Source organism: Tenacibaculum sp. MEBiC06402, assembly GCF_049239625.1.
GTDB lineage: Bacteria > Bacteroidota > Bacteroidia > Flavobacteriales > Flavobacteriaceae > Polaribacter.
The window spans coordinates 49,584-74,004 of sequence record NZ_JBMKKT010000094.1 but is presented as its reverse complement, the minus strand read 5'-3'; the positions used below and the strand labels follow the sequence as shown (position 1 = coordinate 74,004).

Sequence of the window (24,421 nt, the reverse complement as noted above, 5' to 3'; positions counted from 1 at the left end):
GTATCATGGAAAACTTTAATCATATCAATCGTTTTATTTTAAGAGCACCAATTCAAACAGTGAATCACTTTTCTGAAATTCCTTCGGAAAGAAATCAAGTAGTTTCATTTGTCAAAGAATTGTTTTATGATGAAGTTTTCAAAGAATCAATTTTCTTAGCATCCCCAGATTTATATTACGAATGGAGTAGAATGGTTACTGATGCTGATATGTCTGAAACAAAGCAGGATAAAATTATTACTTCCATAGCGAAATATTATATCAGATCAACAACGCGTTGTACTCCTTTTGGTTTGTTCTCTGGATATACGGAAATCAAACATAAAGAAGAGACTCCACATAAAAATTATAAAACTTTAGAACGATTTAGCGGAATTGATTTAGAGTTCTTTTATACCTTAATTTACAAGTTTAATAAAAACAAGGAAATCAGAAATTGTGCAAAGTTCAGTATCAATTCTTCAATGTATAAAGTAGGAAGTCATTATCGTTATGCTGAATTTCAAATAACCAACAACAAAAGAGCGTATAGTTTAATAGAAGTAGAAGCAGATGAGGTTTTAGAGTTGATTGTGAATGTTGTTAGGAAAGATGTTCAAACTCTTAAAGAATTAACTGAATTATTGTTATACGCAATTGAGGAAATTTCTGAAGAAGAAGTTCTAGCATATTTACATTCGCTGATTGATTCTCAAATATTAGTTAGTGATTTAGATATTACGATTAACGGCATTTCCCCGTTACATCAAATAGTGAGCTATTTTGAATCAAATATTATTAAAGTTACTAATGATATAGACGTTTTAAGTTACCATAAATTATTAGTTCAATTAAAAGATAAACTATCAGAGATTGACGCGAATGTTACAGGTAATTCAATAAGTGAATACAATGAAATTTTTAAAATAGCAGATGCCTTCGAAATTAGGTTTGATAAGAAATATTTAATCAATACGAACTTAAGAAACAATTTACCTGAAAAGGAGTATGATTTATCATCAGCTCAGATATCAAGTATTAAAAAAGCAATTTATGCATTATCTAGGTTCTCTCTAAAAAATGATAATTCTAATTTAAATAATTTTAAAACAGCGTTTTATAAACGTTTTGAAGATAAAGAAATTCCGTTGCTAATTGCTTTAGATAATGAGCTTGGAGTTGGTTATATCCAAGACCATTCTGATGCTAGTAACTTTTCATCATTAATTGATGATATTAAAATTAATAATGAAGAACCAACGGAATCTAAAATTAAGTATCATCATAAGATTCATAAATTTTGGACTGATCAATTTTTAAAAGCTCAAAAAAATAAACAGCAAACAATTGATTTAGAGAAGATTGATTTAAACGATTTTCCTACAAACATATCTCTTTTATCACAATCATTTTACACAATGATTAATAAGTTTCAAGAGAATATATCAATCGAAGTTGTAGGAGGAACAGGAGCTTTAAACTTAATCGGACGTTTTTCGAGTTTAGATTCATCTTTAAATGAATTGTTTCAAGATGCAGATGGTCAAGAAACAAATGATGAAAATGAAATTCTAGTTGAATTATTACATGTTCCTGATAATCGCTCCGGAAATATATTATTAAGAAATGTACCAAGAACTCATGAGATAGCTTTTTTAACCAAAGGAAACGATTCAAAGCAACAGATTTCTTTAGACGATATCTTTGTAAGTATTAAACATAATAGAATTGTTTTACGAAGTAAAAAACTAAACAAACAACTTAAAATAGTAAATACCACAGCGCATAACTTTCAATACAATGCACTTCCAGTTTATCAGTTTTTAAGTGAACTTCAAATGCAAGATTGTACAAGCGCACTAGGTTTAAACATTGGTAGTGTTAATTACAAGGTATTTAAAACGCGACCTAGAATTACACATGGAGATATCATTCTTTCTCCAGCAAAATGGTACTTCTCTAAAGAAGAATTGACAGCATTTTTTCATCATAATAAATGTGAAATAGAAACACTAAGGGCATTTTTATATAAACATAATGTTCCGAGATATGTGTGTATTCGAGAGCAACAAGATCATACTTTATGGATTGATTTGGAGAATGATTTTATGTATTCTTACATAGCGGAATCAGTAAAGAAAAATAAATATCTCTCTTTAGAAGAAATTTTAGTCGATAATATTGAGAGTCAAAAAAAGGTTTTCAATACAGAGTATATTATTCCATTTTTTAAGGAAGCTAAAAAAGCAAAACTTTTTAGTTTTAATGAGGTTACTGAGAAAAGAACCTTTATTCCTGGAGATGATTGGATCTATTTTAAAATTTATACCGGAACAAAATCTTCAAATAGTATTCTTTTAAATGCAATGATGCAGTTAATTGAAAAGATGAAAGCTAAAGGTCTCATTAAAAAATGGCATTTTGTTCGCTTTAGAGATCCAGATTTTCATATTCGATTACGCTTTTTACTGTCAGATAACTCTTTTTACAATCAAGTTGTAAAATATGTAAATGAAGTATTACATCCATATGTTGAAAATCATGCTGTTTGGAAAGTAGAACTGTCGACGTATAATAGAGAATTAGAGCGTTATGGAAATTCTTTAATAGTTCCATCAGAGTCAATGTTTCACAGAGACAGTGAATTAATTTTACAAATGCAACATTTACTAAAAGGAGTGAGTAATGAATTCTCTTGGATTCCGATGTTAAGAACCATTGATAATGTATATGAGTTGTTCGGTTTCACTCTTCAAGAGAAATTAAATCATATCAACAATTTGTACGAAGCATTTTTGCAAGAATTTAATGGAGACAAACATTTAAAAAAGCAAATAGAAGCAAAATTTAGAGCACATAAAGATTCTATTTCTGAATTGTTCCAAAATCAATCAACCGAATTATATAACCTTGTAATAAACCATAATCAAAATTTTTATAAAGATTTAGGAGCATCAAAATCTGTTTTAATCCCTGAAATGAAAGCTAATATTAGTAGCTACATACATATGCACGTAAACAGATTTTCAATAACCAACCCTAGAATGCATGAGTTGGTATTGTATGGAGTATTATCGAAATACTATAAAATGATGCTCGGAAGAATGAAGTTTGTTAAACAAAACCACGCTACACTATGAAATTTATACCGCAACACGATCAAATGGATTGTGGTCCTGCTTGTATTGCAATGATCACAAGAATGTACGGAAAAGAATATCCATTACAATATTTAAGAGATATTTCTCACATATCGAAAGAGGGAGTGAGTTTAATGAGTATTTCAGATGCTGCCGAGAAAATAGGGTTTGAAACCTATCCAAGTTTACTTTCAATGGAGGTTTTATTAGAAGAAGGTACGCTGCCGTGTATTCTTCATTGGAATAAAAACCATTTTGTAGTATTACATGATGTAAAGAAAAATATTTTTACAGGAAAAAACCGTTTTAAAGTTGCCGATCCTTCTCATGGTTTAATTACGCTTTCTGAAGAAGAATTCAAGAAATCTTGGTGCTCAGAAGAAGATAAAGGTATTGTGTTATTTCTTTCTCCAACTGAAAAGTTTGATGAAATGGAACCACCCAAAACACAAAAGTTAACGGTTTCCTATCTGTTAAACTACCTAAAACCATTTAAAAAGCAAGTTGCTTTTATGTTTAGTATGCTTCTTTTAGGAAGTTTATTAACCTTAATATTTCCATTTTTAACTCAAAATCTTATTGATAAAGGAGTTACAGTTGGAGATATGAATATGATAACTTTAATATTATTAGCGCAATTGGGATTGTTTTTAGGAGCAATAACTATTCAAATTATACGAAATTCCCTTACACTTTATGTAGGTACCAAACTGAGTATTAATATTATCTCAGATTTTTTAAAGAAAACTCTTCAATTACCCATTAAGTTTTTTGATTCTAAAATGGTAGGAGATTTTAATCAACGAATTAATGACAATGAGCGTATTGAGGAGTTTTTAACTTCACAGAGTTTAGTTACTGTATTTTCAATAATGACATTTTCTGTTTTCTTTGGAGTACTTTGGTATTACGACTTTACTATATTGGCGGTGTACTTGGCTTTAACAGTTTTCTCAATTAGCTGGTCATATTACTTTTTGAAGAAGCGACGCATGTTGGATTATTTTAAGTTTCAACAACGTGCTGAAAATCAGGATTCAATTTTGGAAATTATCAACGGAGTATCAGAAATGAAGTTGAATCAGTTTGAGGAGTTTAAAAGAAAAGCTTGGGTGAAAATTCAGAATAAATTATTCAAAACGAACTTAAGAATCCTTAAAATCGATCAAGTTCAGGTTTCTGGTTATGAATTTTTGAATCAGTTGAAGAATATTTTGGTCACTTTTTTAGCCGCAACATACGTGGTAAAAGGACAAATGACAATCGGAGAGCTTCTAAGTATTTCCTATATTATTGGACAAATGAATTCTCCAGTAAATCAGTTGGTAGATTTCTTCAGGTCGTTACAAGATGCTAAATTAAGTTTAGAGCGATTGAATGAAGTTCAAAATCATCCAGAGGAAGAAACGGTGTATGTAAATGAGGAAGGAGAGGAAACTCCACTTAAAACATTAGAAATAGGAGAAAATATTTTTATAAATAATGGAATCGAAAAAGGAATACGTTTAAAGAATGTTTCTTTTCAATATGAAGGCCCAAAGTCACCATTTATTCTTAAAGACATTAGCATGTTAATTCCTGAAGGAAAGGTAACAGCAATAGTAGGAGCGAGTGGAAGTGGTAAAACAACATTACTTAAATTATTACTTAGATTTTATGATCCAACATTAGGAAGCATCCATTATAATTATGATGACATATTAAGTTTATCTCCAAAAAGTATTAGAGAAAATTGTGGAGTAGTAATGCAAGATGGCTATATTTTTTCTGATACCATTGAAAGAAATATAGCAACGGGTGATGAAGAGATAGATTATGATAAACTTATTAATGCCGTAAGAATTGCGAATATAGAAGAATATATCATGTCATTACCGCTAAAACTTAAAACTAAAATTGGTGCAGCAGGTAATGGTATATCGGGTGGGCAGAAGCAACGAATCTTAATAGCAAGAGCAGTATATAAAAATCCTCATTACATTTTCTTTGATGAGGCAACAAGTGCGTTGGATGCTGAAAACGAGAAGATTATTCACGATAATTTACAAGAATTCTTTAGAGATAGAACTGCTGTAGTGATTGCTCATCGATTATCAACGGTAAAAAATGCCGATCAAATTATCGTATTGAAGAATGGCGAAATTGTCGAATATGGTAATCATAAAAAATTAGTGGAAAATAAAGCGGATTATTTTCACTTGGTAAAAAATCAATTAGAATTAGGAAATTAAAGATAGTAGCTGGTAAAAATTCTGAAATTGAAAAAGAGGGCGGGACGAGAGTCTCGCTTTTTTTTTGTTCCTTTTGATCAAATAAATTGTGTTTAAATTTTATGGTCTTTAAAAAGAAGGTAATTTTGTAACAAATACTTTATTTATGAAAGATAACTTCGATATGTCTTTAGAAGACATGAAGTCTTATGGATATAAAATTGTTGATTTAATAGCAGAACATTGGAGTAACATTCAAACTAAAAAACCTTTTGCTGAGCCAAAAACACGTGAGGATTTGGACGAAATATTTCTTCAATCAGCTCCTGAACAACCTACAGATGCTAACAAGGTTTTAGATTTTATTGTAGAAAATGTATTACCAAATAGTACGTATACAATGCATCCAAAATTTTATTCTTTTGTGCCCGGACCTAGTAATTTCATTAGTACTATGTCAGATACATTAGCAACAGGATTTAATATTTTTTCAGGAGGATGGTTGGTTTCCTCTGCGGCTGCTGAACTAGAAATAGTTACAGTTAATTGGCTGTTAAATATGTTTAATTTTCCGATTAAAAAAGGAGGTGGAATTTTCACAAGTGGAGGTTCTATGGCAAATTTAACTGCTCTCGTAACTGCACGAAGAATTAAATGTGGAGATGATTTTTCTAAAGCGGTAATTTATTTATCAGACCAAGCGCACTCATCGAATATAAAAGCGATTCGCATTTTAGGTTTTAAAAAGGAACAAATTCGAATTATACCAACTGATTTTGAATTTAGAATTGGCATTAACAAATTAAAAAATGCCATTGCTAAAGATAAATTAGAAGGATTACAACCATTTTGTTTTATTGCAAATGCAGGAACAACAAATACAGGAACCGTAGATCCTCTTCATGAAATTGCAGACATTTGTGAAGATGAAGATATTTGGTTACATGTGGATGGAGCTTATGGAGGTGCGGCTATTTTAGCGAAAAAAGGACAACGAATGCTACGTGGAATTGAACGTGCAGATTCTCTTACAGTCGATCCTCATAAATGGTTTTTTCAACCGTATGAAATTGGGTGTTTATTAGTTAAAGACGCATCTTGGTTAAGTGGAACATTTAGTGAAAAGCCTGAGTATTTAAGGGATGTTGAAGGAAATGAATCTGAGATTAATTTTTATGATTATGGTGTTCAATTAACGAGGAGATTAAGAGCATTGAAATTTTATACGTCCATCAAAACCTATGGTTTAGAGACTTTCAGAAATGCCGTTACTTATAACATCGATTTAACAGAGAGAGTAGAAGAGCACTTACGAAAAAGCAAAGTTTGGGAAGTGGTTTCTCCCGCAACATTAGCGGTTATTAATTTTAGATATCATCCAATAAGTGAAAATTTGGAGGAAAGTGTTATTGACGAGTTAAATCAAAAGATTTCTCAACGAGTTATGGAAACTAGAGAAGCTGTGTTTGTAACAACTATATTGAATAAACAAATTGTTTTAAGAATGTGTTTAATCAATCCTAAAACAACTTTTGAAGATGTTCTTGAAACCTTAAGTAATTGCGAACAATATGGAAGCGAAATATTAAAAAGCTTAAAAGCTAACTAATAAAAAAACCTGCTAATAAGCAGGTTTTTTTTATGTATTGTAGTTTAATGAATTACATCATTATTGTTTGTTTTCTGTCTGGTCCAACAGAAACAATACTCACAGGAACTTCTGTTTCTTTCTCGATAAACTTAATGTAGTTTATTAAGTTTTCAGGTAAGGTGTCTTTTTCTGTCATTCCAGTTAAATCAGCAGCCCAACCTTTAAATTCAGTATAGATTGGCTCTACATTTTCTGGTTCTATATTGTATGGTAAATGTTGAATTGTTTCTCCTTTATATTTATAAGCTGTACAAACTTTTAAAGTATCAAATCCAGATAAAACATCTCCTTTCATCATCATTAATTGTGTAACACCGTTTACTTGAACAGCATATTTTAAAGCAACTAAATCTAACCATCCACAACGACGACGACGTCCTGTTGTAGCTCCAAATTCATGTCCAACTCGTCCCATTGTTTCACCAACTTCATCAAATAATTCCGTAGGAAATGGCCCCGAACCAACTCTGGTTGTATAAGCTTTAAAAATTCCGAAGACATCTTTAATTCTGTTAGGCGCAATTCCTAATCCAGTACAAGCTCCAGCAGCTGTAGTGTTACTTGAGGTTACGAATGGATAAGTTCCAAAATCAATATCTAATAAAGAACCTTGAGCTCCTTCAGCTAAAATAGATTTCCCTTCTTTGATAGCGCTATTCAAAAACTCTTCAGAATCGATAAATTGTAATGTTTTTAATTTATCGATACCTCTACAAAATTCAGCTTCTAACTCGTCTAAATCATATTGAATATCAACCTCAAAGAAATCTAGCATTTTAATATGCTTTTCTGTTAAGGCTTTATACTTTTCTTTCCAATCATCCAATTCTAAATCACCAACTCGCATTCCGTTTCTACCAGTTTTGTCCATGTAAGTTGGACCAATTCCTTTTAAAGTAGAACCGATTTTAGCTTTACCTTTAGATGTTTCAGAAGCAGCGTCTAATAAACGGTGAGTTGGTAAAATTAAATGCGCTTTTCTTGAAATTAATAATTTATCGGTGTAATTGATGTTGTGCTGATCTAAATTCTCTAATTCTTTTTTGAAAATTACAGGATCAATTACGACACCATTTCCTACAACGTTTAACGCTGTTTTATGAAAAATTCCAGAAGGAATGGTGTGCAAAACGTATTTGTTTCCATCAAATACTAAGGTGTGTCCAGCGTTTGGTCCACCTTGAAAGCGAGCAATTATATCATAGTTCTGTGTAAGAACATCAACAATTTTTCCTTTTCCTTCATCTCCCCATTGCAAGCCGAGTAATAAATCTACCGCCATTATTTAGTGTGTTGTTATGTGTGTTTAAAGTTTATTTTGAATTTCTTTTTGTTCCGTAGAAATATAAAGAGTGATTGTGTATGTCAATGTCAAACACTTCTTCTATAGTTTTTTTGATAATTTGAATTCTTGGATCACAAAATTCTTTTACTTCACCAGAGTCGGTTAAAATAACGTGATCATGATTCTTGTCGAAATAACTCTTTTCATAACGAGCCATTGATTGACCATCGAATTGATGCTTACGAACCAGCCCACATTCTAACAATAAATCCATCGTATTATAAAGCGTGGCTCTACTCACACGATAATTTTTATTTTTCATTTTGATATATAAAGATTCAATATCAAAATGCTCATCAGCATCATAAATTTCTTGTAAAATAGCATATCGTTCTGGGGTTTTACGATGCTTATTTTCTTCTAGAAACGAAGTAAATACTTTTTTTACGATTTCTTGATTTTCAGCTGGATTACTCATATAGGTTGATATTTACCAAAAAGCAAATTTACGTTTATTTATGAATAAAAAAAGCTAAGAGGTTAAGAATATATTTACAAACTATTAACACGTGTTACTTTTTGAACTCCGTCTACTTTTTTAATGTTATTTATAAGTTTGGTAAGTTGATTTCTGTTTTTAACGGTTAAAGAAATTTTACCTTCAAAAATACCTGCATTTCCAGAAATATTAATGCTGTTAATGAACACATCCATATTGCTAGAAATAATTCTTGTAATATTATTTACAATACCTTTATTATCAACTCCACTTACCATTAAAATTGCAGAGAATTCTTGTTTGGTAGAATCTATCCATTTTGCTTTAATGATTCTGTAAGCGAAGTTTGATTGTAGAGAAATAGCATTAGGACAGTTGTTCTTATGAACTTTTATACCATCATTAATTGTTACAAACCCAAAAACAGAGTCGCCCGGTATAGGCTTACAACAAACGGATAAAGAATATTCAAGCTTTTCCTCTTCTTGACCAAAAACTAAGGCATCGAATTTATTCGTTACTTCTTCGGTATCAGTAATGTTTTTATGTGAATTTCTTTTAAATGGATTTTTAAGGAAATTCATAATTGGGCTAGATCGCTGACTAACAAACTCTTTTAAAAGTGTATTGTCAATAGCACCATTACCAATTCTATAAAATAAGTCAAAACTTGTTTGTAAGTTAAAGTAGCTTGCTATTTCATGAATTAACTTCTCGTCGTAGTTAATTTTCAAATGGCGTAATTTTCTTGCTAAAATGGCTTTACCTTCCTCTGCAATCTTTTTCTCATCAGCTTTTAGTGCTGACTTAATTTTGGTTCTAGCTCTGGCTGTCATAACAAAGTCGAGCCAACGAGAGTTAGGTTTGTTTGTAGCAGAAGTCAAAATATCTACTTGATCTCCACTTTTTAATTCATAACTTAACGGAACTAATTTACCATTTACTTTAGCTCCTCTCGTTTTTAAACCAACATCTGTGTGAATAGCAAATGCAAAATCTAAAGCAGAAGCACCTTTAGGTAACGATTTTAAGTCTCCTTTAGGAGTAAATACATATATTTTTTTGGCGTATAAATTCAGTTTGAAATCTTCAACAAAATCAACCGCATTTAATGTATTATTTTCTAACGTTTCTTTTAGTCTATTGAGCCAATCATCTAAACCATTTTCATGCTCGTCTCCTTGTTTATATTTAAAGTGGGCAGCATAACCTTTTTCTGCAATTTCATCCATTCTTTCTGAACGAATTTGAACTTCTACCCATTTAGCATCTGGTCCTACAACAGTTATATGTAAAGCTTCATAACCAGTTGACTTTGGTTGAGAAATCCAATCTCTCAATCGCGCTGGATTAGGTTTATAAAAGTCTGTTACAATGGAATAAATTTTCCAAGCATCAAATTTTTCATCATCTGAAGTTGGTTCATAAATAATACGAATCGCAAATTTGTCATATACTTCATCAAATGATACATTTTGCTTACGCATTTTTCTTCTGATGGAATAGATAGACTTAAAGCGTCCTTTAATTTGATATTTAAATCCAACTTGATCTAACGCTTCTCGAATTTTAGAATTAAAAGAATCAATATATTTTTGTTGCTCCTCTTTGTTTTCCTTTATTTTTAATAAAATATCGTTGTAAACATCCGGTTCGGTATATTTTAGACCTAAATCTTCTAATTCGGTTTTAATATTATATAAACCTAAACGATGGGCTAGGGGAGCATAAATATATAGTGTTTCAGAAGCAATCTTTACCTGTTTGTGAGGAGGCATCGCATCCATAGTTTGCATATTATGCAATCTATCGGCAATTTTTATTAAAATAACACGTACATCATCGTGAAGTGTTAGTAACATTTTTCTGAAATTCTCTGCTTGAATCGAATAGTCCTGGTCTTGTTTTAATCGAGAAATTTTAGTTAATCCACTTACAATTCTAGCAACTGTTTCACCAAATAACTGCTGCATATCCTCAACAGTATATTGGGTGTCCTCAACAACATCGTGCAATAATGCTGCGGCAATTGAAGTAGCACCTAAACCAATTTCGTAAGCCACAATTTTTGCTACTGCGATTGGATGAAAAATATAAGGTTCACCTGATTTTCTTCTCTGACTAGAATGCGCTTCTACTGCAACTTCAAAAGCTTTTCGTATAAGTTTTTTGTCGTCTTCAGATAAGGTTTGATAAGTCCCTTTTAACAAATCTTTATAGCGATTTGCTATTTCCTTGTTTTCTTCTTCTATCGTTGCTGTGTACTCCATCATTACAGGGGATTTATTAATCTACTTACATTGTAAAGTGAAAGTACTATAAAGATTTGTAATGAACAAGTTTTTGTTATTTCAAAAATAGCACGTAAATATTTCACTTTAAGTCTATTTGATATTCAATGTAAAATTATAAGTTTCGTAATTAACTAAAATTCCGTTGCCTTTTGGCTTCAAAAATAGCTATTGCACAGGCTACAGAAACATTCATAGAATCTATTTGTCCTTGCATAGGAATATTTATGTTTTGTGTTGCCTTATCTCTCCAAATTTGAGTTAAACCTGTTGCTTCAGTTCCGACAACTATTGCGCTGGATTTAGTGTAGTCTTCTTTGTAATAAGCGTTTGAATTTTGCAGTGTAGCACTGTATATATTTATGTTGTTTTGTTGTAAAAAATCAATAATATTTTCGGAAGAATCAACAGCAATTTGATTGGTAAATATACATCCTACACTAGATCTAATAATATTAGGATTATACATATCCGTTTTAGCATCAGCAATGAGAACAGCATCAACATTTGCTGCATCTGCAGTTCTTAACATAGCTCCAATATTCCCAGGTTTTTCGATTCCTTGCATAACCATAATAAGAGGAGTTTGGTTACTAAAGTTTAAATTGGATAGAGCAAAACCCTTACTTTCAATTACGGCTAAAATTCCTTCTGTGGTATCTCTGTACGCCAATTTCTGGTAAACTTCTTTTGATATTTCAATCAACTCAACAGATTCAGGAAGTTTTGATAAAATAGCTTTATTACTACTTTGGTTTTCCTTAATAAATAGAACCGTCCTAATTATATAATCAGAACTCATAACCAGAGAAATCTCTCTCGCTCCTTCAACTAGAAAAAGCCCTTTTTTCTTGCGTTCTCTTGACTTCTCTTGGAGTTTTATCAGTTCTTTAATATATGGATTTTGAATGCTGGATATATTCTTCATTAAGGCAAAAATACCTATTTATGTGTATGGTTTCCACATATAAGATTATAAATATTTGTTGAATAGAATTTTGTCGCGGGAAATTTTCAATTACTAATTTAAAATCTTTAATTATGAAAAAAATATTTTTTGTAAGTATCTTTTTTTTAGGGCTTACACTTTACAGTCAATCAAGGTTTCCAATAACAGCTAAAGAAAATTGTAATAGAATACGGGGGAAATCATGGAGAGCTTGTGGTTTAGCAGTGTTAAATTCAAACGGAAAGTTTATTTGTAATGTTAGAACATCTTCAAATAGATGGCAAGGATTTACAGGAGCCATAAAATTTACTTTTTTTACAAAAAACGGACAACCTGTTTACATTGTTCAAACGCCATCTTATGGTGTTAATGGGAAAAGTAGTCGAAGTGATATTTTTAAAACTATTGTAGATAAAGATATGCTTGAGTTTATTTATAGTATTAAAGCAGAAGGTATTCATACACCAAGTACAAGGACTATTAAACAAGTTACAAGAACTGGAGCTACTTTGTTAAAGGCAAAGCTTACTAAAGGAGCAAGTTTAACAGAAGGCTTTAAATTTTAAAGAAAAAGCTCGGTTTAACCGAGCTTTCTTTTTATTGATTTTTATACTTATTTGTATAACGTTTCCAAAGTTTGGTTTGATGAGTTTCTAAACTAATTTTTCTTCCTTGAATAAAAGCATCAGACAATATATTTGTTCTCATGTCTAAAGCATCTCCTTCGGAAATAAATAATGTAGCGTCTTTACCTATTTCTAAAGTACCTACTTTATCACTAATTCCTAATATTTTTGCAGTATTAGATGTGATTAATTTTAAAGCCTCTTCTTTGTCTAATCCATATGCGGCATAAGTTCCAGCATAAAAAGGTAAGTTTCGAGTACTCATTCTTTCCATACCGCCTTCCATTCCTAAACCAACTGTAATTCCTTTATCTGTTAATATTTTAGCAGTTCTATAAGGTAAATCATAATCTTCATCCTCGCTACCAGGTAATCTATGAGCTCTGTTAACAACTACACTAACATTATTTGCTTTTATGATATCAGCAACTTTATGAGCACCGTCAGCATGTACTAATACAAGATTCTTAATTTTTAAATCTTTAAAGATTTTAATAACATCAGTAATTGGTTTTTCACCAGAAACATGGACAAAAAGCTTTTGTTCACCATTAATAAGCTTTTCCATTGCTTCAAAAGGTAAATTTTGAGGAGTTCTATCACCAGCTAGATACTTTTTAGCATCTTTAATATAGTTAACAATTTTATCAACCGCACCTGGATAGTTTTTATTAGGTTTTAAGGCAGGATCTTCACCAAGCCACCAACGACCTCTTGAAAAGCTTGAAGGCCAATTAATATGAATTGCATCATCAAATTTGATAGCTGCATCTTCCCAATTCCATGCATCAAATTGAACAATAGAAGATGTTCCTGAAATAGTTCCACCTCTTGGTGTAATTTGGCCCATTAAAACGCCATTTGGACGCATAGTTTCTATCACTTTACTCTCAGCATTATAAGCAATAATACTTCTAATATGAGGTAAATATCCACCAACTTCATCAAAATCTCTTGTGGCACGTACAGCGTCGATTTCAGCAAGTCCTAATGAAGTATTTGCTGCAATAAACCCTGGGTAAACATGTTTACCTTTAGCATTAATAATTGTTCCCTTACGAGCAATTCTAGTATTTGCACTACCGACAAAATCTATTTTCCCGTTAGAAAACATTATCAATGAGTTTTCTATCACCTTTCCATTTCCTAGGTGAGCAGTAGCACCTTCAATACTAAAAGCTTCTGTTTGCTTTGGAGCAGGTGTTTGCTGCGCGCTAAGATTCCCGATGAATAAGAAACTTAGCAATATGTATATAAATTGTTTTTTCATTTTGTTTCGTATTAAGTTCTTATTCAGTATCACAGTGGAATAATTTCTTTTGTTTCTTCGTAGGAGCTTGTGTTGGCGCACCTCCAATTTTTTCCTTTAGCATCATTTCAACAAGTTTAGCTTTTTCAGCTTTTATTGCTTTACGTTTTTGAATGTCTTTTTCTATGTCGAAATAAATAGTTCCATCGATTATCGTTTTCTCAGCCTTGCTATAAATAGATAATGGATTATCGCTCCATAATACTAAATCCGCATCTTTACCTTCTTTAATGCTACCTGTTCTGTTATCTAGGTGTAATAATTTAGCAGGGTTAATAGTAACCGTTTCCCAAGCTTCTTGTTCTGTTAAACCACCATATTTAACTGTTTTTGCAGCTTCTTGATTTAACCTTCTTGACATTTCAGCATCATCAGAATTAATGGCTACCGTAACTCCTTGACCATGCATAATGGCAGCATTATAAGGAATTGCATCATTTACCTCATATTTGTAAGCCCACCAGTCAGCGAAAGTAGATCCGCCAGCTCCGTGTTTTTTCATTTTATCAGCTACTTTGTATCCTTCTAAAATATGAGTAAAAGTATTTACATTAAAGTTGAATTTTTCTGCAACTTTCATCAACATATTTATTTCTGATTGAACGTAAGAGTGACAAGATATAAAGCGCTCTTTATTGATAATTTCAGCTAAAGCTTCTAACTCAATATCTTTTCTATATGGTTTTCCGCTTTTCTTTTTAGCATCGTACTCTTTAGCACGTTGAAAATAATCAATAAAAACTTGCTCAACTCCCATACGAGTTTGAGGGAAACGAATGGTTTGACGATCTCCCCAGTTTGATTGTTTTACGTTTTCACCTAAGGCAAATTTGATGAATTTAGGAGAGTTATTGTAAATCATGTTTTCAGCATTCTCTCCCCATTTAAGCTTAATTATAGCAGAACGACCACCGATTGGATTTGCCGAACCGTGTAATATTTGAATCGATGTAACTCCACCGGCAATATTTCTATAAATATTAATATCATCAGGATCAACTACATCTTCAATTGTTACTTCTGCTGTTGAATTATGTCCTGCTTCGTTTACAGCAGATGTTGCAATATGAGAGTGTTCATCGATAATTCCTGCTGTTAAATACTTTCCTGTACCGTCAATTATTGTAGCTCTGCCAGCGGATAAGTTTTTACCAATTTTACTAATCTTTCCATCTTTTATTAAAACATCGGTATTATTCAGTATTTCTTTATTTTCACTCGTCCATACTGTTGCATTTTTAATTAAGATAGTTTCCTGTTTTAATCGGCTTGTGTTTCCAAAACCAACGTTAGGATAACTTACAGGAACAATTTCTGGAGTTTTACTTTTAGACTTATCTTTTGATTTTTTCTTCTCGTTTGATTTTTTAACTTGTTTTGAGGCATTCCAAGTAATATTATTTCCATAATGGTCTGTTCCTGTCCCTTTCATTCCGTTTAAATCATTTACTACAGTACCAGCTAACCTTAAAAACTTTCCTTCATCGTTAATCGCCAATTGAATCCAATCATCTTTAAAAGAGAAGGTAGATTTTAATTTTTTATCTCCTAATTTAACTTCACCTTTTTGTTTATCACCTTTTCCAGAAATGGTTAAATCGTAAGTTCTACCATTGACATTTACCATGTAAGTTCCTTCAAGATTAGGAATATTCATGTCATTAATTACATTTTTATTTCCTTGAACCCAATTTTCGTAAATAGTTGTGTTAGAATCAAAAATATCACCAGAAGTAATTAAAAAGTTTGCATAACTACCTGAATTTAAATTTCCGATTCTAGAGTTGTTTAAAATAGAAGCTGGAACAGAAGTTAACGCTTCAAGAGCCTTTGTTTTATCTAAACCGTATTTTAAAGCTTTTTGTAAATTCTTAGTAAACTCTTTTGCTGATTTTAATTTATGAGTAGTTAAAGCAAAGCTTACGTTATTTTTAGCTAACATTCCAGGATTAGAAGGTTCTTGATTCCACTTTCTCATATCACGTAAAGAAATAGCTTCTGCTAAGAATTTATTACTTACATCATAGGCTTTTCTGAAATTAATAGGAATAATAAATGTAGCATTCGTTTTTTTAATATCTTGAATTCTTTCAAATTCGTCACCTCCACCAAGGATGGTGTATTGAATTCCAAATTCATCACCAACTTTATCAGCTCTTAATGCATTCATAGCATCACCAGCGTTAAAAATTTGAGGCAAACTTTTGTTTTTGTTAATAGCTTCTAATGATAGGTCAGAATTCTTAGAGTTTCCATTGGCATACCAATCAGCATCCATATATGCTTGTCTAATTAAAGCCATAGCACCCATTCTAGAAGTAGGATATGATTGTCTTGATTTATTACTTTTAGAAAAAGACAAATGATTTGTAGTTTTTTGTTCTAAAATCCTGTAGGCATTTGTAGCATCTGAATTCAAAGCAACTAATATTCCATTACCTTGCATAATTCCATCTTCCAAATGAGAATTTACAACACCAAAACCAGCGTTTATTAATTCTTTGGCTTTTTTTGAATCAAATGAAAAATCAGATAACGGATTTGTTTCTGGTCTGATATGGTCATTCCAGTAATATCCTTTTCTGTTCGCATCGTATTGAGGACCTTGATTTCCTCCTCGACTTCTTTTTACTGGAGCAATTCCAAAACTTGAATAAATATCAATAAATGAAGGATAAATAAATTTACCTTTTACATCTACGACTTTGGCTTCGCTTGGAATACTAATTTTTTTACCAACGTTTAAAACTTTACCATCTTTTATTAGTAAAGTTCCTTTGCTAATTTTATTAGTTGGGCTTAAATAAATAGTTGCATTAGTAAAAGCAACTGTGGTGTTTTGAGTAGTTTTCACTCCTGTATTCGTAGGAAAGTATTCTTGCGAGAAACTTACTGATATACAGAAGAGAAATAGTAGTACTATTTTTTTCATTGTAGAATTAATTGATTGAAATAACGACTAAAAATATTCAATTAATTCCACAATGAATTTCCTTTAACATAAAATTAAGAATTATTGGACGCTTAACTTTGCGATTTTTTCATTACCCGATAACCAAGCTGTATTTTCATTTACAAAATCAATAGCATAAAATCCTTCATCAGAAAGATTTTTCCATGATTTTCCTGCGTCATTTGAGTAGGATATTCCCGTCTTTCCCACAGCAAATATTTCCTTTCCATTACTTTTTGGAACATACTTAACACAACTTTTATAATTCGGATTTTCATTGTCAGCAATTATCTCCCATGTTTTTCCGCCATCTTTAGTCACGGCTTTATTTCTGAAATTGTCATTCGGTTTAGAATAATCGCCACCGATGATAATCCCATTATTTTCATCATAAAAATCAATTGAATAGATTCCTTGTGGTCCATTTCCTTGTACAATAGGAGTATCATGTATGCTCCAAGTTTTACCTTTATCTGATGATTTTAATATGCGCGCCTTTTTCCCTCCAGAAGCTATCCATACGGTGTTATTAATTATTTTAATGTTCGTATTACTTGCTGCAAAAAAAGCTTCTCCATCTTCGAAATCAGGAAGTTTTTCGCATGAAACTTTAGACCATGAATTACCTCCGTCATTCGTAATTAAGATAGATGGACAATTATCTGTAGGATCTCCAACGGCAATTCCATCAATTTCATTATCAAAAAACTTCATAGAGTCATAAAATACTTTTTCATGATTTTCAGTATATACTAATTTCTGAGAATCGTCAATTTTATATAAGAGAGCGGGATTTGCAATAGATAAAGTAAATAAAGCTTCTTTTGTTTTTACCATACTCCTAAAATGAGGTTGAATTGAGTCTTGAAAAGAAATAGTTTCAATATTCCAAGTTTTTCCACCATCATTAGTGAAACCTATTTTTCCGTTAGAACCTGCGAAATAGACTTTTTTATCGCTAATAGCATGTATTGATCTAATGCTTGTACTGTCTATTTTTGTTATTTCTAATTCAATATTATTAACTTCTCTTGCTGTGTGCTCTTCTTTGCACGAAAAGAAAAAAAGCGATAATGAAATAATTGTAAGGTAAGGTTTCATTTTTTGTCTATTTTTATGCAACTAAAAATATATAAAAACATTTCATATTCATGAAGAAAGCACTAGTAATTTCAGGAGGTGGTAGCAAAGGCGCTTTTGCTGGAGGTGTTGTGGAGTTTTTGATAAAAGAGAAAAAGAAAGATTATGATTTGTTTTTAGGGACCTCTACAGGTAGTTTAATGGTTTCTCATCTAGCAGTAGGAATGGTGGACGAATTGAAAATGTTATATACCAATGTGAATCAACGAAGCATTTTTAGTAACAATCCTTTTAGAATAAAAAATGTACATGGTGTTAAAGTCGTTTCTATTCGACATAGAAATACCTTTTGGAATTTTTTAAATGGAAGAAAAACTTTTGGAGAAAGTAAAAATTTAAGGAGGCTTATTAGAGCAAATATAACTCCTAAAATGTATGAAATAATTAGAGAGCGTAATAAAGAAGTCGTTGTTACAGTATCAAATTTAACAGCAAATGAAATAGAATATAAATCGATATTGGAGTGTTCCTATGATGATTTTTGTGATTGGATTTGGGGATCTTGTAATTATGTTCCTTTTATGAGTTTATTGGAGAAAAATTCCTGCCAGTATGCTGATGGCGGTTTTGGATGTTTAGTACCAATTAGAGAAGCAATCGATAGAGGTGCGACAGAGGTAGATGCGATTATTTTAGAAACGGAGGTAAATCAAATTAATAGAATACCTGCTAGAAATCCTTTTTCTTTGATGTTAGATGTCTTCGGTTTTATGTTAGAACATGTTGAAAAGCACAATGTTACTATAGGTAAGCTTTCTGCTAAATATCAAGATGTCAAGTTGAATCTCTATTACACACCAACTGTTTTAACAACAAATTCTTTGGTATTTGATAAAAAACAGATGTCTTCCTGGTGGCTGCAAGGTTATGAATATGCCAAAATGAAGGATTTGTCTATAATGAATGATTTTAGACCAGATTTAATTGATAAAAAAACAAAAGATGCTTCATGAAATTTGGTAAAGTTGAACAGCCTGAATTAATTGATTTTTCATTTCCTGATACACACCAGGATACAATAAAGTTATTATCTAGCTTAGATAAAAATAAACCTTTATCTATTTATGTTGGATGTGCGAAATGGAATAAAGCAGATTTAAAAGGATTTTATCCGAGAGGTACAAAAGATGAATTAGTTTATTATTCAAGTCAGTTTAATTCCATAGAGCTAAACGCTACTTTTTATCGCCAATTTCCTCCTGAACAATTTGAAAAGTGGAAAAATAAAACTCCTGATGGGTTTAAATTTTTCCCAAAACTAACTCAGGAGATTAGTCATTGGAAGCGATTACAAGGAGTTGCAGATGCAGTAAATTATTACTTAGATGCCGCAACTCGACTCGAGGAGAAGTTAGGAACTATTTTCTTGCAGTTACATGCTAATTTTGGACCCAAAAACTTTGATAGACTTAAAAAATTTGTAGAAAGTTGGCCTAAAGATATTCCTTTAACTGTTGAATGTAGACATACGGATTGGTTTACTGATGAATCAGTGTCTAATGAATTTTACCATTTATTAGAAAGTAATGGAGTGTCAAATACTCTTGTCGATACTGCTGGTAGAAGAGATATGATGCACATGCGTTTAACGAATAATGAAGCGTTTATAAGGTACGTGGGTGCAAACCATCAATCAGATTATGCTCGATTAGATGACTGGGTAGAACGATTATCTGAATGGGTTAATTTAGGATTGCGTAATATTCACTTTTTTGTGCATCAGAATCTAGAGGTTGAATCGCCTTTGTTAGCCTCATATTTTATCAAAAAGTTGAATTCAAGATTAGGAACTAATTTAAAAGTTCCGAATGAAGAAGAGCAACAAAGTTTGTTCTAACAAATTGTTTCTAATTGCTTTTTAACTTTTTCTATTTGAATTTTTAAATTCTCATTATCAATTTCATTTGGATGTTCTATAATTTCATATTTAATACTTTGAAGATATTTGTTACATCCTGTAAAACGATTATTAATATTCCTGTTTCTATCTATCGTTTTTTGTTTGACTAGTTTAACTGCAGTGAGAGAGTAAAAAAGAATGCCAATTATTACACAACTTGGTATTATAATAATTATAGATGCAAGCACAACTAAAAAATTGGTTACTTTACTATCAAAAACTTCACTAGGGTCAGTATGAAAAGCTTCATGACAATGATTCGGACCATCAACTGGTTTAAAGGCAAAGTCGATAATCTGTTCAAGAACTTTCCAATAAATTGGCACCAAACTTCTATCCGAAAAATAATGATGATTATAATAACCGATTCTGGCAGAAATTGTATTGTCTGCAAATCCTCCTGCAATAACATTTCCTAGTTGATCAATAGAAATAAAGAGGTTGGAAATGTATCTCCAAATGGCGGATTTATGCGTAATCATGTTTTGCTAATTTTTTGGTTAACACTCAAAGGTAATAATTGCTCAATTAAAAAACTACCTCGATTAAAAGGTAGTTTTTTGAGTTTTATTATGGTATTCTTCTATTTAAATTGAACATACATATTGTTGTAGTCCGGATTTTTCATATTTGAGTTCCATATTGGTTTTTCAATGTCCGAAGTTGAAGTAAAACCTGTACCTCGAGCACCAGTAGTGATATATTGAATAGCTCTTGCTAATAAAGGTTCAGATGGATCTCCTAAAACACCTAGATTGCTATTATCCTCAGCAATTTGAACTTCTGCCGTAAACCCATTTGGCTCATTTTGACCATCTCTATTTCGAATTTCTAATACAATAGGTTGCATTGCCCATGTGTGTGATGCATTAAAGTTAGGACCATTTCTTGTGTAATCATCCGAATCATATAGTGTTATAGAAGCAACTTGTTTTCCTACAGTTTCGGTACCAATTAATCTTACATCAATATATGGTCTTAAACTATTAATAACTAATTCTGAAGCAGAAGCAGTTTGCTCACTAACAATTATATATAAAGTTGTTAAGTTAAGACTATTAATAGCTTCGTCTAGAACAGTATTTCCATTATTATCTTTCTTTACAATTCTATCTGTAAATCTTTCAATAAAATTATCCGCGCTAAAATTTGCCATTACTTTTTCATTCCAAATTTTGTTAGCAAAGATTTCTCCATTAAACTGTCCTGTAATCATACTAGATAAGTAAACAGCTGAGGCCACAGATCCTCCACCATTGTATCTTAAGTCTAAAACTAAATCAGTCACACCACCAATTTGAAAATCTGCAAAAGCTTGATTTAATTCGTCATCAAAGTCTGATGAAAACTGATTATACATAAGATACCCAATTCTATTGGCACCTTCATTAATAATTGTTGCAATCTTAATCGGATTTTCAGTTACTTCAGTTTCAACAATAGAGAAAGTAGTTCCATTTACTACAGGATTTCCTCCGTTGTAATTGGCCTGACTTAAAGTGTAAGAAGTAGGAGCTAATAATTGATTTACATTTCCAATAGTAATTTGTGTTCCATTAACCTCTGAAAAAATCATTCCTCTGGTAATACCTTTTATATCAGCATCAGAACCAGCAATAACATCTCGAACAACGAGGTATGCATTCCCTGAATTATCTGAATATGGAACAGCTACTAATTTTAAACCACTTGTTAACCGAACACCTTGAAATGAGTTTTCTAGAGCAATATAATCACTAGTAATCCATGAAAAAACTCTATTTGGATCTTTTGGAAATTCGTTCGGTAATGACAGTAAACTATTAAACAATTCATCAGGAGCAGCAAATCCGCTTAAATAACTATTTAATTGTTCTCTTGTAGAAAATTTATTGTCTGATAAATCAGGTATAATTCCTTGCCACTTATAATATGCGTTCATTCCTCCCCAAACAAAATCATTAATCTCAATGTCTTGAGGTATGTCTTCTGTTTTTGAACAATTGAAAAGAGTGAATGCAAAAACAATTAAAAAAAGATTTTTGAACTGAAAATATTTTCTCATCTGTACAGGTTTAATCCAAGTAATAACGCAATTTATACAAATCTTAGTATTTTTTTTAACTTTCTTTGTAACAAAATAAATTCTGCGTCGTCGAAAGGGTGTAAAATTGATAAATAAGACGTAAAATAAATCAATTAATTACAACTAACTCAATAACCAAACAATGAAACAGTCAGACTTTTTAAAAGCTGTATTACCATTTAAAGATAAAGTTTTTCGTTTAGCCAAACGTTTGCTTGTGTCTACAGAAGAAGCAGAAGATGCAACACAAGAGCTTTATTTTAAGTTATGGAAAAATAAAGAGAAGTTGGCTGAGTACAAAAACGTTGAAGCCTTTGCTATGACAATGACGAAAAATTATTGTTTCGATAGATTAAAATCAAAACAAGCTAGTAATTTAACGTTAGTTCATAGTAATTATAAAGAGAAGGATACTTCTTTAGAAAAGAAGATTGAATATAAAGATAGTGTTAGTAATGTTCACAAACTGATAGAAGATTTACCAGAACAACAAAAAATTATCATTCAACTAAGAGATATTGAACAGTATGATTTTGATGAGATTTGCGAAATGGTAGATATGAAACCAACAGCAGTTAGAGTAGCATTATCAAGAGCACGTAAAACAATTAGAGAAGCATTAATTAAACAACATAACTATGGAGTTAGCTAACATAGAAAAATTAATCGAAAAATACCTAGAGGCAGAAACATCTCTTCAAGAAGAGGATACTTTAAGAGAGTATTTCACCTCAGATAATGTAGCGCCACATTTGCAAGATTATGCAATTATGTTCGGGTATTTTAAACAAAATCAAAGTGAAACGTTTACCAAAACCATTAAGTTAAAACCTGAGAATAAAAGTAAAAAGAACTTTAAATGGTTATCAGTAGCAGCGTCTTTAGCTTTGTTAGTAAGTGCTTATGTAGGCAAGGTTCAATACGACAGGTATCAACAAAGAGTATACTTTGCTCAAGTAAAAGAAGCACTTGAAAAAGTTTCATTTCATTTAAATAAAGGAAACGATGCGTTATACGCAGTTTCAGATAACTTAAACAAAGGAAGTGAAGCAGTAAACCAATTGAAAATTTATGAGAACACTGCAAATACAGTACTCAAAAAAGTAAATTATTAAAAAAATTAAAAGTAAAACCAAGTATTAAGTAAATAAGTAAATCATGAAAAAAGTAATATTATTAGTAGCAATGGTATTTATGTCAAACATAACTTTTGCTCAAGGAACATTCGATTCATTAGAAGATTTAGATGATGTATCAACAGTTGTAGTAACTAAAGCGGCTTTTGAATTATTAAAAAAATTCCCAGATGCTAAATCTGATGATATGAAAGTATTTAACACGGCTAAAGGATTAGAAGAGTTAAAGGTTTTTTCTACCGAGAATTCGGAAATCGCGGCAAAAATGGAGTCAATGGCAAATTCAGCCATTAAGAAAGGAAATATGACTCAGTTAATGCGTGTTAAAGACAAAGGATCAAGAGTTAAGATTTATATTAAGTCAACAAAGAACAAAGATATTGTTAGTGAGGTATTAATGTTTGTTAAGAGTAAAGACGGAAAAGACGATAAACCAAGTTCAACAATTATCTCTTTAATCGGAGAGATTAATATGAATGAGTTAGCTGAAATAGCTAAAGATTATGATAAAAAATCTGATAAATAATTTGGATTTTAAATTTTAAAAAGCAAAAGCATAGCCTAGTTTTAGGCTATGTTTATTCATCAATAAAACCAATAAGTATACTATGAAAAAACTATTCACATTTGCAATTATATGTTTTACAATAACCTTTACTTCTTGTAAGAAACAAGAAAGTTTACAGAGTTATTTAATTCAAACTGAAGATAATCAGGATTATATGCGTTTTGATTTTTCAACAAGTATGCTAGGGTCATTTTTTGAAAATATTTCTGAAGAAGATCAAAAAACCTTTCAGAGTGTAAAAAAGATGAATATCGCCTTTTTACCTGTGAATAAAGCTTCAGAAGAAGAATTTGGTACTGAAAGAAAAAGAATTCAAGGAATAATGAAAGACACGGATTATAAATCATTAATTCGTGTAAATGATAAAAGAGGGAAAGGAACTATTTATTATGCTGGGGAAGCAGATGCAATTGATGAAATTGTGGCTGTAATTTATGCTAAAGATTTTGGTTTTGGTGTAGCTAGAATTCTTGGAAATGATATGAATATCGAGAAAATAATGAAGATGGTTCAAAATGTAAATGCTAAAGATAAAGGAGATGAACTAGAGAAGATCAAAGATATTTTTGGAGGACAATTTCAACAAGAGAAATTACATGTAGAACCAGTGCAATAAAAGAATAAATACAGATATCTATAATGAAAACCACAATTAAAAAATTGTGGTTTTTTTGTTTTAACTCGTCATTAACAAGTCCAAATGTTAAAATTCTTATTTTT

At 31.2% G+C, this 24,421-nt stretch carries 19 protein-coding genes; 10 read left to right on the top strand and 9 right to left on the bottom strand.

Annotation, left to right across the window (positions count from 1 at the left end; genetic code table 11):
• The first annotated feature begins 5 nt into the window (after positions 1-5).
• The 3 genes from ACOSP6_RS07300 to ACOSP6_RS07290 all read left to right on the top strand — a co-directional run bounded on the left by ACOSP6_RS07300 (position 6) and on the right by ACOSP6_RS07290 (position 6,938).
• The gene (locus ACOSP6_RS07300) at positions 6-3,119 is read left to right on the top strand and encodes a lantibiotic dehydratase (protein WP_422093669.1); all 3,114 of its coding nucleotides are present in this window, start codon (positions 6-8) and stop codon (positions 3,117-3,119) included.
• On the top strand, positions 3,116-5,350 hold the full coding sequence (locus ACOSP6_RS07295; protein ID WP_422093670.1) for a peptidase domain-containing ABC transporter: 2,235 nt from the start codon (positions 3,116-3,118) through the stop codon (positions 5,348-5,350). Before ACOSP6_RS07300 ends, ACOSP6_RS07295 begins: the two co-directional genes overlap by 4 nt.
• Before the next feature lie 145 nt (positions 5,351-5,495).
• Positions 5,496-6,938: a pyridoxal phosphate-dependent decarboxylase family protein gene (locus ACOSP6_RS07290; RefSeq protein WP_422093671.1), complete on the top strand. Its 1,443-nt coding sequence runs from the start codon at positions 5,496-5,498 to the stop codon at positions 6,936-6,938.
• Positions 6,939-6,990: 52 nt separating this feature from the next.
• On the opposite strand, the gene ACOSP6_RS07285 is transcribed toward ACOSP6_RS07290, so the two are convergent.
• From ACOSP6_RS07285 to ACOSP6_RS07270, 4 genes are all read right to left on the bottom strand, one after another.
• A complete protein-coding gene (locus tag ACOSP6_RS07285; RefSeq protein WP_422093672.1) occupies positions 6,991-8,262 on the bottom strand; it encodes an adenylosuccinate synthase in 1,272 nt (423 codons plus the stop codon).
• A gap of 31 nt (positions 8,263-8,293) precedes the next feature.
• Complete coding sequence (locus ACOSP6_RS07280; RefSeq protein ID WP_422093673.1) at positions 8,294-8,743, bottom strand: Fur family transcriptional regulator; 450 nt, start codon at positions 8,741-8,743, stop codon at positions 8,294-8,296.
• Positions 8,744-8,817: 74 nt separating this feature from the next.
• Complete coding sequence (locus ACOSP6_RS07275) at positions 8,818-11,034, bottom strand: RelA/SpoT family protein (protein ID WP_422093717.1); 2,217 nt, start codon at positions 11,032-11,034, stop codon at positions 8,818-8,820.
• 151 nt (positions 11,035-11,185) lie between these two features.
• Entirely contained in the window at positions 11,186-11,983 is a 798-nt protein-coding gene (locus tag ACOSP6_RS07270) for a TrmH family RNA methyltransferase (protein WP_422093674.1), read from the bottom strand.
• Positions 11,984-12,096: 113 nt separating this feature from the next.
• Between ACOSP6_RS07270 and ACOSP6_RS07265 the strand changes: the two genes are divergently transcribed.
• Positions 12,097-12,570, top strand: coding sequence for a hypothetical protein (locus ACOSP6_RS07265; RefSeq protein WP_422093675.1), 474 nt, complete (start codon positions 12,097-12,099; stop codon positions 12,568-12,570).
• Between the two features lie 31 nt (positions 12,571-12,601).
• Here ACOSP6_RS07265 and ACOSP6_RS07260 read toward each other — a convergent pair whose 3' ends face one another.
• The 3 genes from ACOSP6_RS07260 to ACOSP6_RS07250 form a co-directional block, all read right to left on the bottom strand.
• Positions 12,602-13,900, bottom strand: a complete 1,299-nt coding sequence (locus ACOSP6_RS07260) for an amidohydrolase family protein (protein ID WP_422093676.1) — start codon at positions 13,898-13,900, stop codon at positions 12,602-12,604.
• 19 nt (positions 13,901-13,919) lie between these two features.
• Positions 13,920-16,871 carry an amidohydrolase family protein gene (locus ACOSP6_RS07255; RefSeq protein WP_422093677.1) on the bottom strand — a complete coding sequence of 984 codons (2,952 nt, stop codon included), beginning with the start codon at positions 16,869-16,871 and terminating at the stop codon, positions 13,920-13,922.
• A gap of 81 nt (positions 16,872-16,952) precedes the next feature.
• Positions 16,953-17,993 (bottom strand): oxidoreductase, encoded by a 1,041-nt coding sequence (locus tag ACOSP6_RS07250; RefSeq protein ID WP_422093678.1) that lies wholly within the window; start codon positions 17,991-17,993, stop codon positions 16,953-16,955.
• Between the two features lie 50 nt (positions 17,994-18,043).
• On the opposite strand from ACOSP6_RS07250, the gene ACOSP6_RS07245 reads away from it, so the two are divergent.
• Both ACOSP6_RS07245 and ACOSP6_RS07240 read left to right on the top strand, forming a co-directional pair.
• Positions 18,044-18,985: a patatin-like phospholipase family protein gene (locus ACOSP6_RS07245; protein ID WP_422093679.1), complete on the top strand. Its 942-nt coding sequence runs from the start codon at positions 18,044-18,046 to the stop codon at positions 18,983-18,985.
• Complete coding sequence (locus ACOSP6_RS07240) at positions 18,982-19,869, top strand: DUF72 domain-containing protein (RefSeq protein ID WP_422093680.1); 888 nt, start codon at positions 18,982-18,984, stop codon at positions 19,867-19,869. Before ACOSP6_RS07245 ends, ACOSP6_RS07240 begins: the two co-directional genes overlap by 4 nt.
• Here ACOSP6_RS07240 and ACOSP6_RS07235 read toward each other — a convergent pair.
• Both ACOSP6_RS07235 and ACOSP6_RS07230 read right to left on the bottom strand, forming a co-directional pair.
• Positions 19,866-20,414 carry a hypothetical protein gene (locus tag ACOSP6_RS07235; protein WP_422093681.1) on the bottom strand — a complete coding sequence of 183 codons (549 nt, stop codon included), beginning with the start codon at positions 20,412-20,414 and terminating at the stop codon, positions 19,866-19,868. The genes ACOSP6_RS07240 and ACOSP6_RS07235 overlap by 4 nt on opposite strands.
• 101 nt (positions 20,415-20,515) lie before the next feature.
• Complete coding sequence (locus ACOSP6_RS07230) at positions 20,516-21,976, bottom strand: S41 family peptidase (RefSeq protein ID WP_422093682.1); 1,461 nt, start codon at positions 21,974-21,976, stop codon at positions 20,516-20,518.
• 163 nt (positions 21,977-22,139) lie between these two features.
• On the opposite strand from ACOSP6_RS07230, the gene ACOSP6_RS07225 reads away from it, so the two are divergent.
• The 4 genes from ACOSP6_RS07225 (at position 22,140) to ACOSP6_RS07210 (ending at position 24,317) form a co-directional block, all read left to right on the top strand.
• Complete coding sequence (locus ACOSP6_RS07225; protein WP_422093683.1) at positions 22,140-22,649, top strand: RNA polymerase sigma factor; 510 nt, start codon at positions 22,140-22,142, stop codon at positions 22,647-22,649.
• Positions 22,636-23,112: a hypothetical protein gene (locus tag ACOSP6_RS07220; RefSeq protein WP_422093684.1), complete on the top strand. Its 477-nt coding sequence runs from the start codon at positions 22,636-22,638 to the stop codon at positions 23,110-23,112. Before ACOSP6_RS07225 ends, ACOSP6_RS07220 begins: the two co-directional genes overlap by 14 nt.
• Before the next feature lie 43 nt (positions 23,113-23,155).
• Entirely contained in the window at positions 23,156-23,659 is a 504-nt protein-coding gene (locus ACOSP6_RS07215; RefSeq protein WP_422093685.1) for a DUF4252 domain-containing protein, read from the top strand.
• An 82-nt stretch (positions 23,660-23,741) separates the two neighbouring features.
• The gene (locus ACOSP6_RS07210) at positions 23,742-24,317 is read left to right on the top strand and encodes a DUF4252 domain-containing protein (RefSeq protein ID WP_422093686.1); all 576 of its coding nucleotides are present in this window, start codon (positions 23,742-23,744) and stop codon (positions 24,315-24,317) included.
• Positions 24,318-24,421 lie beyond the last annotated feature (104 nt).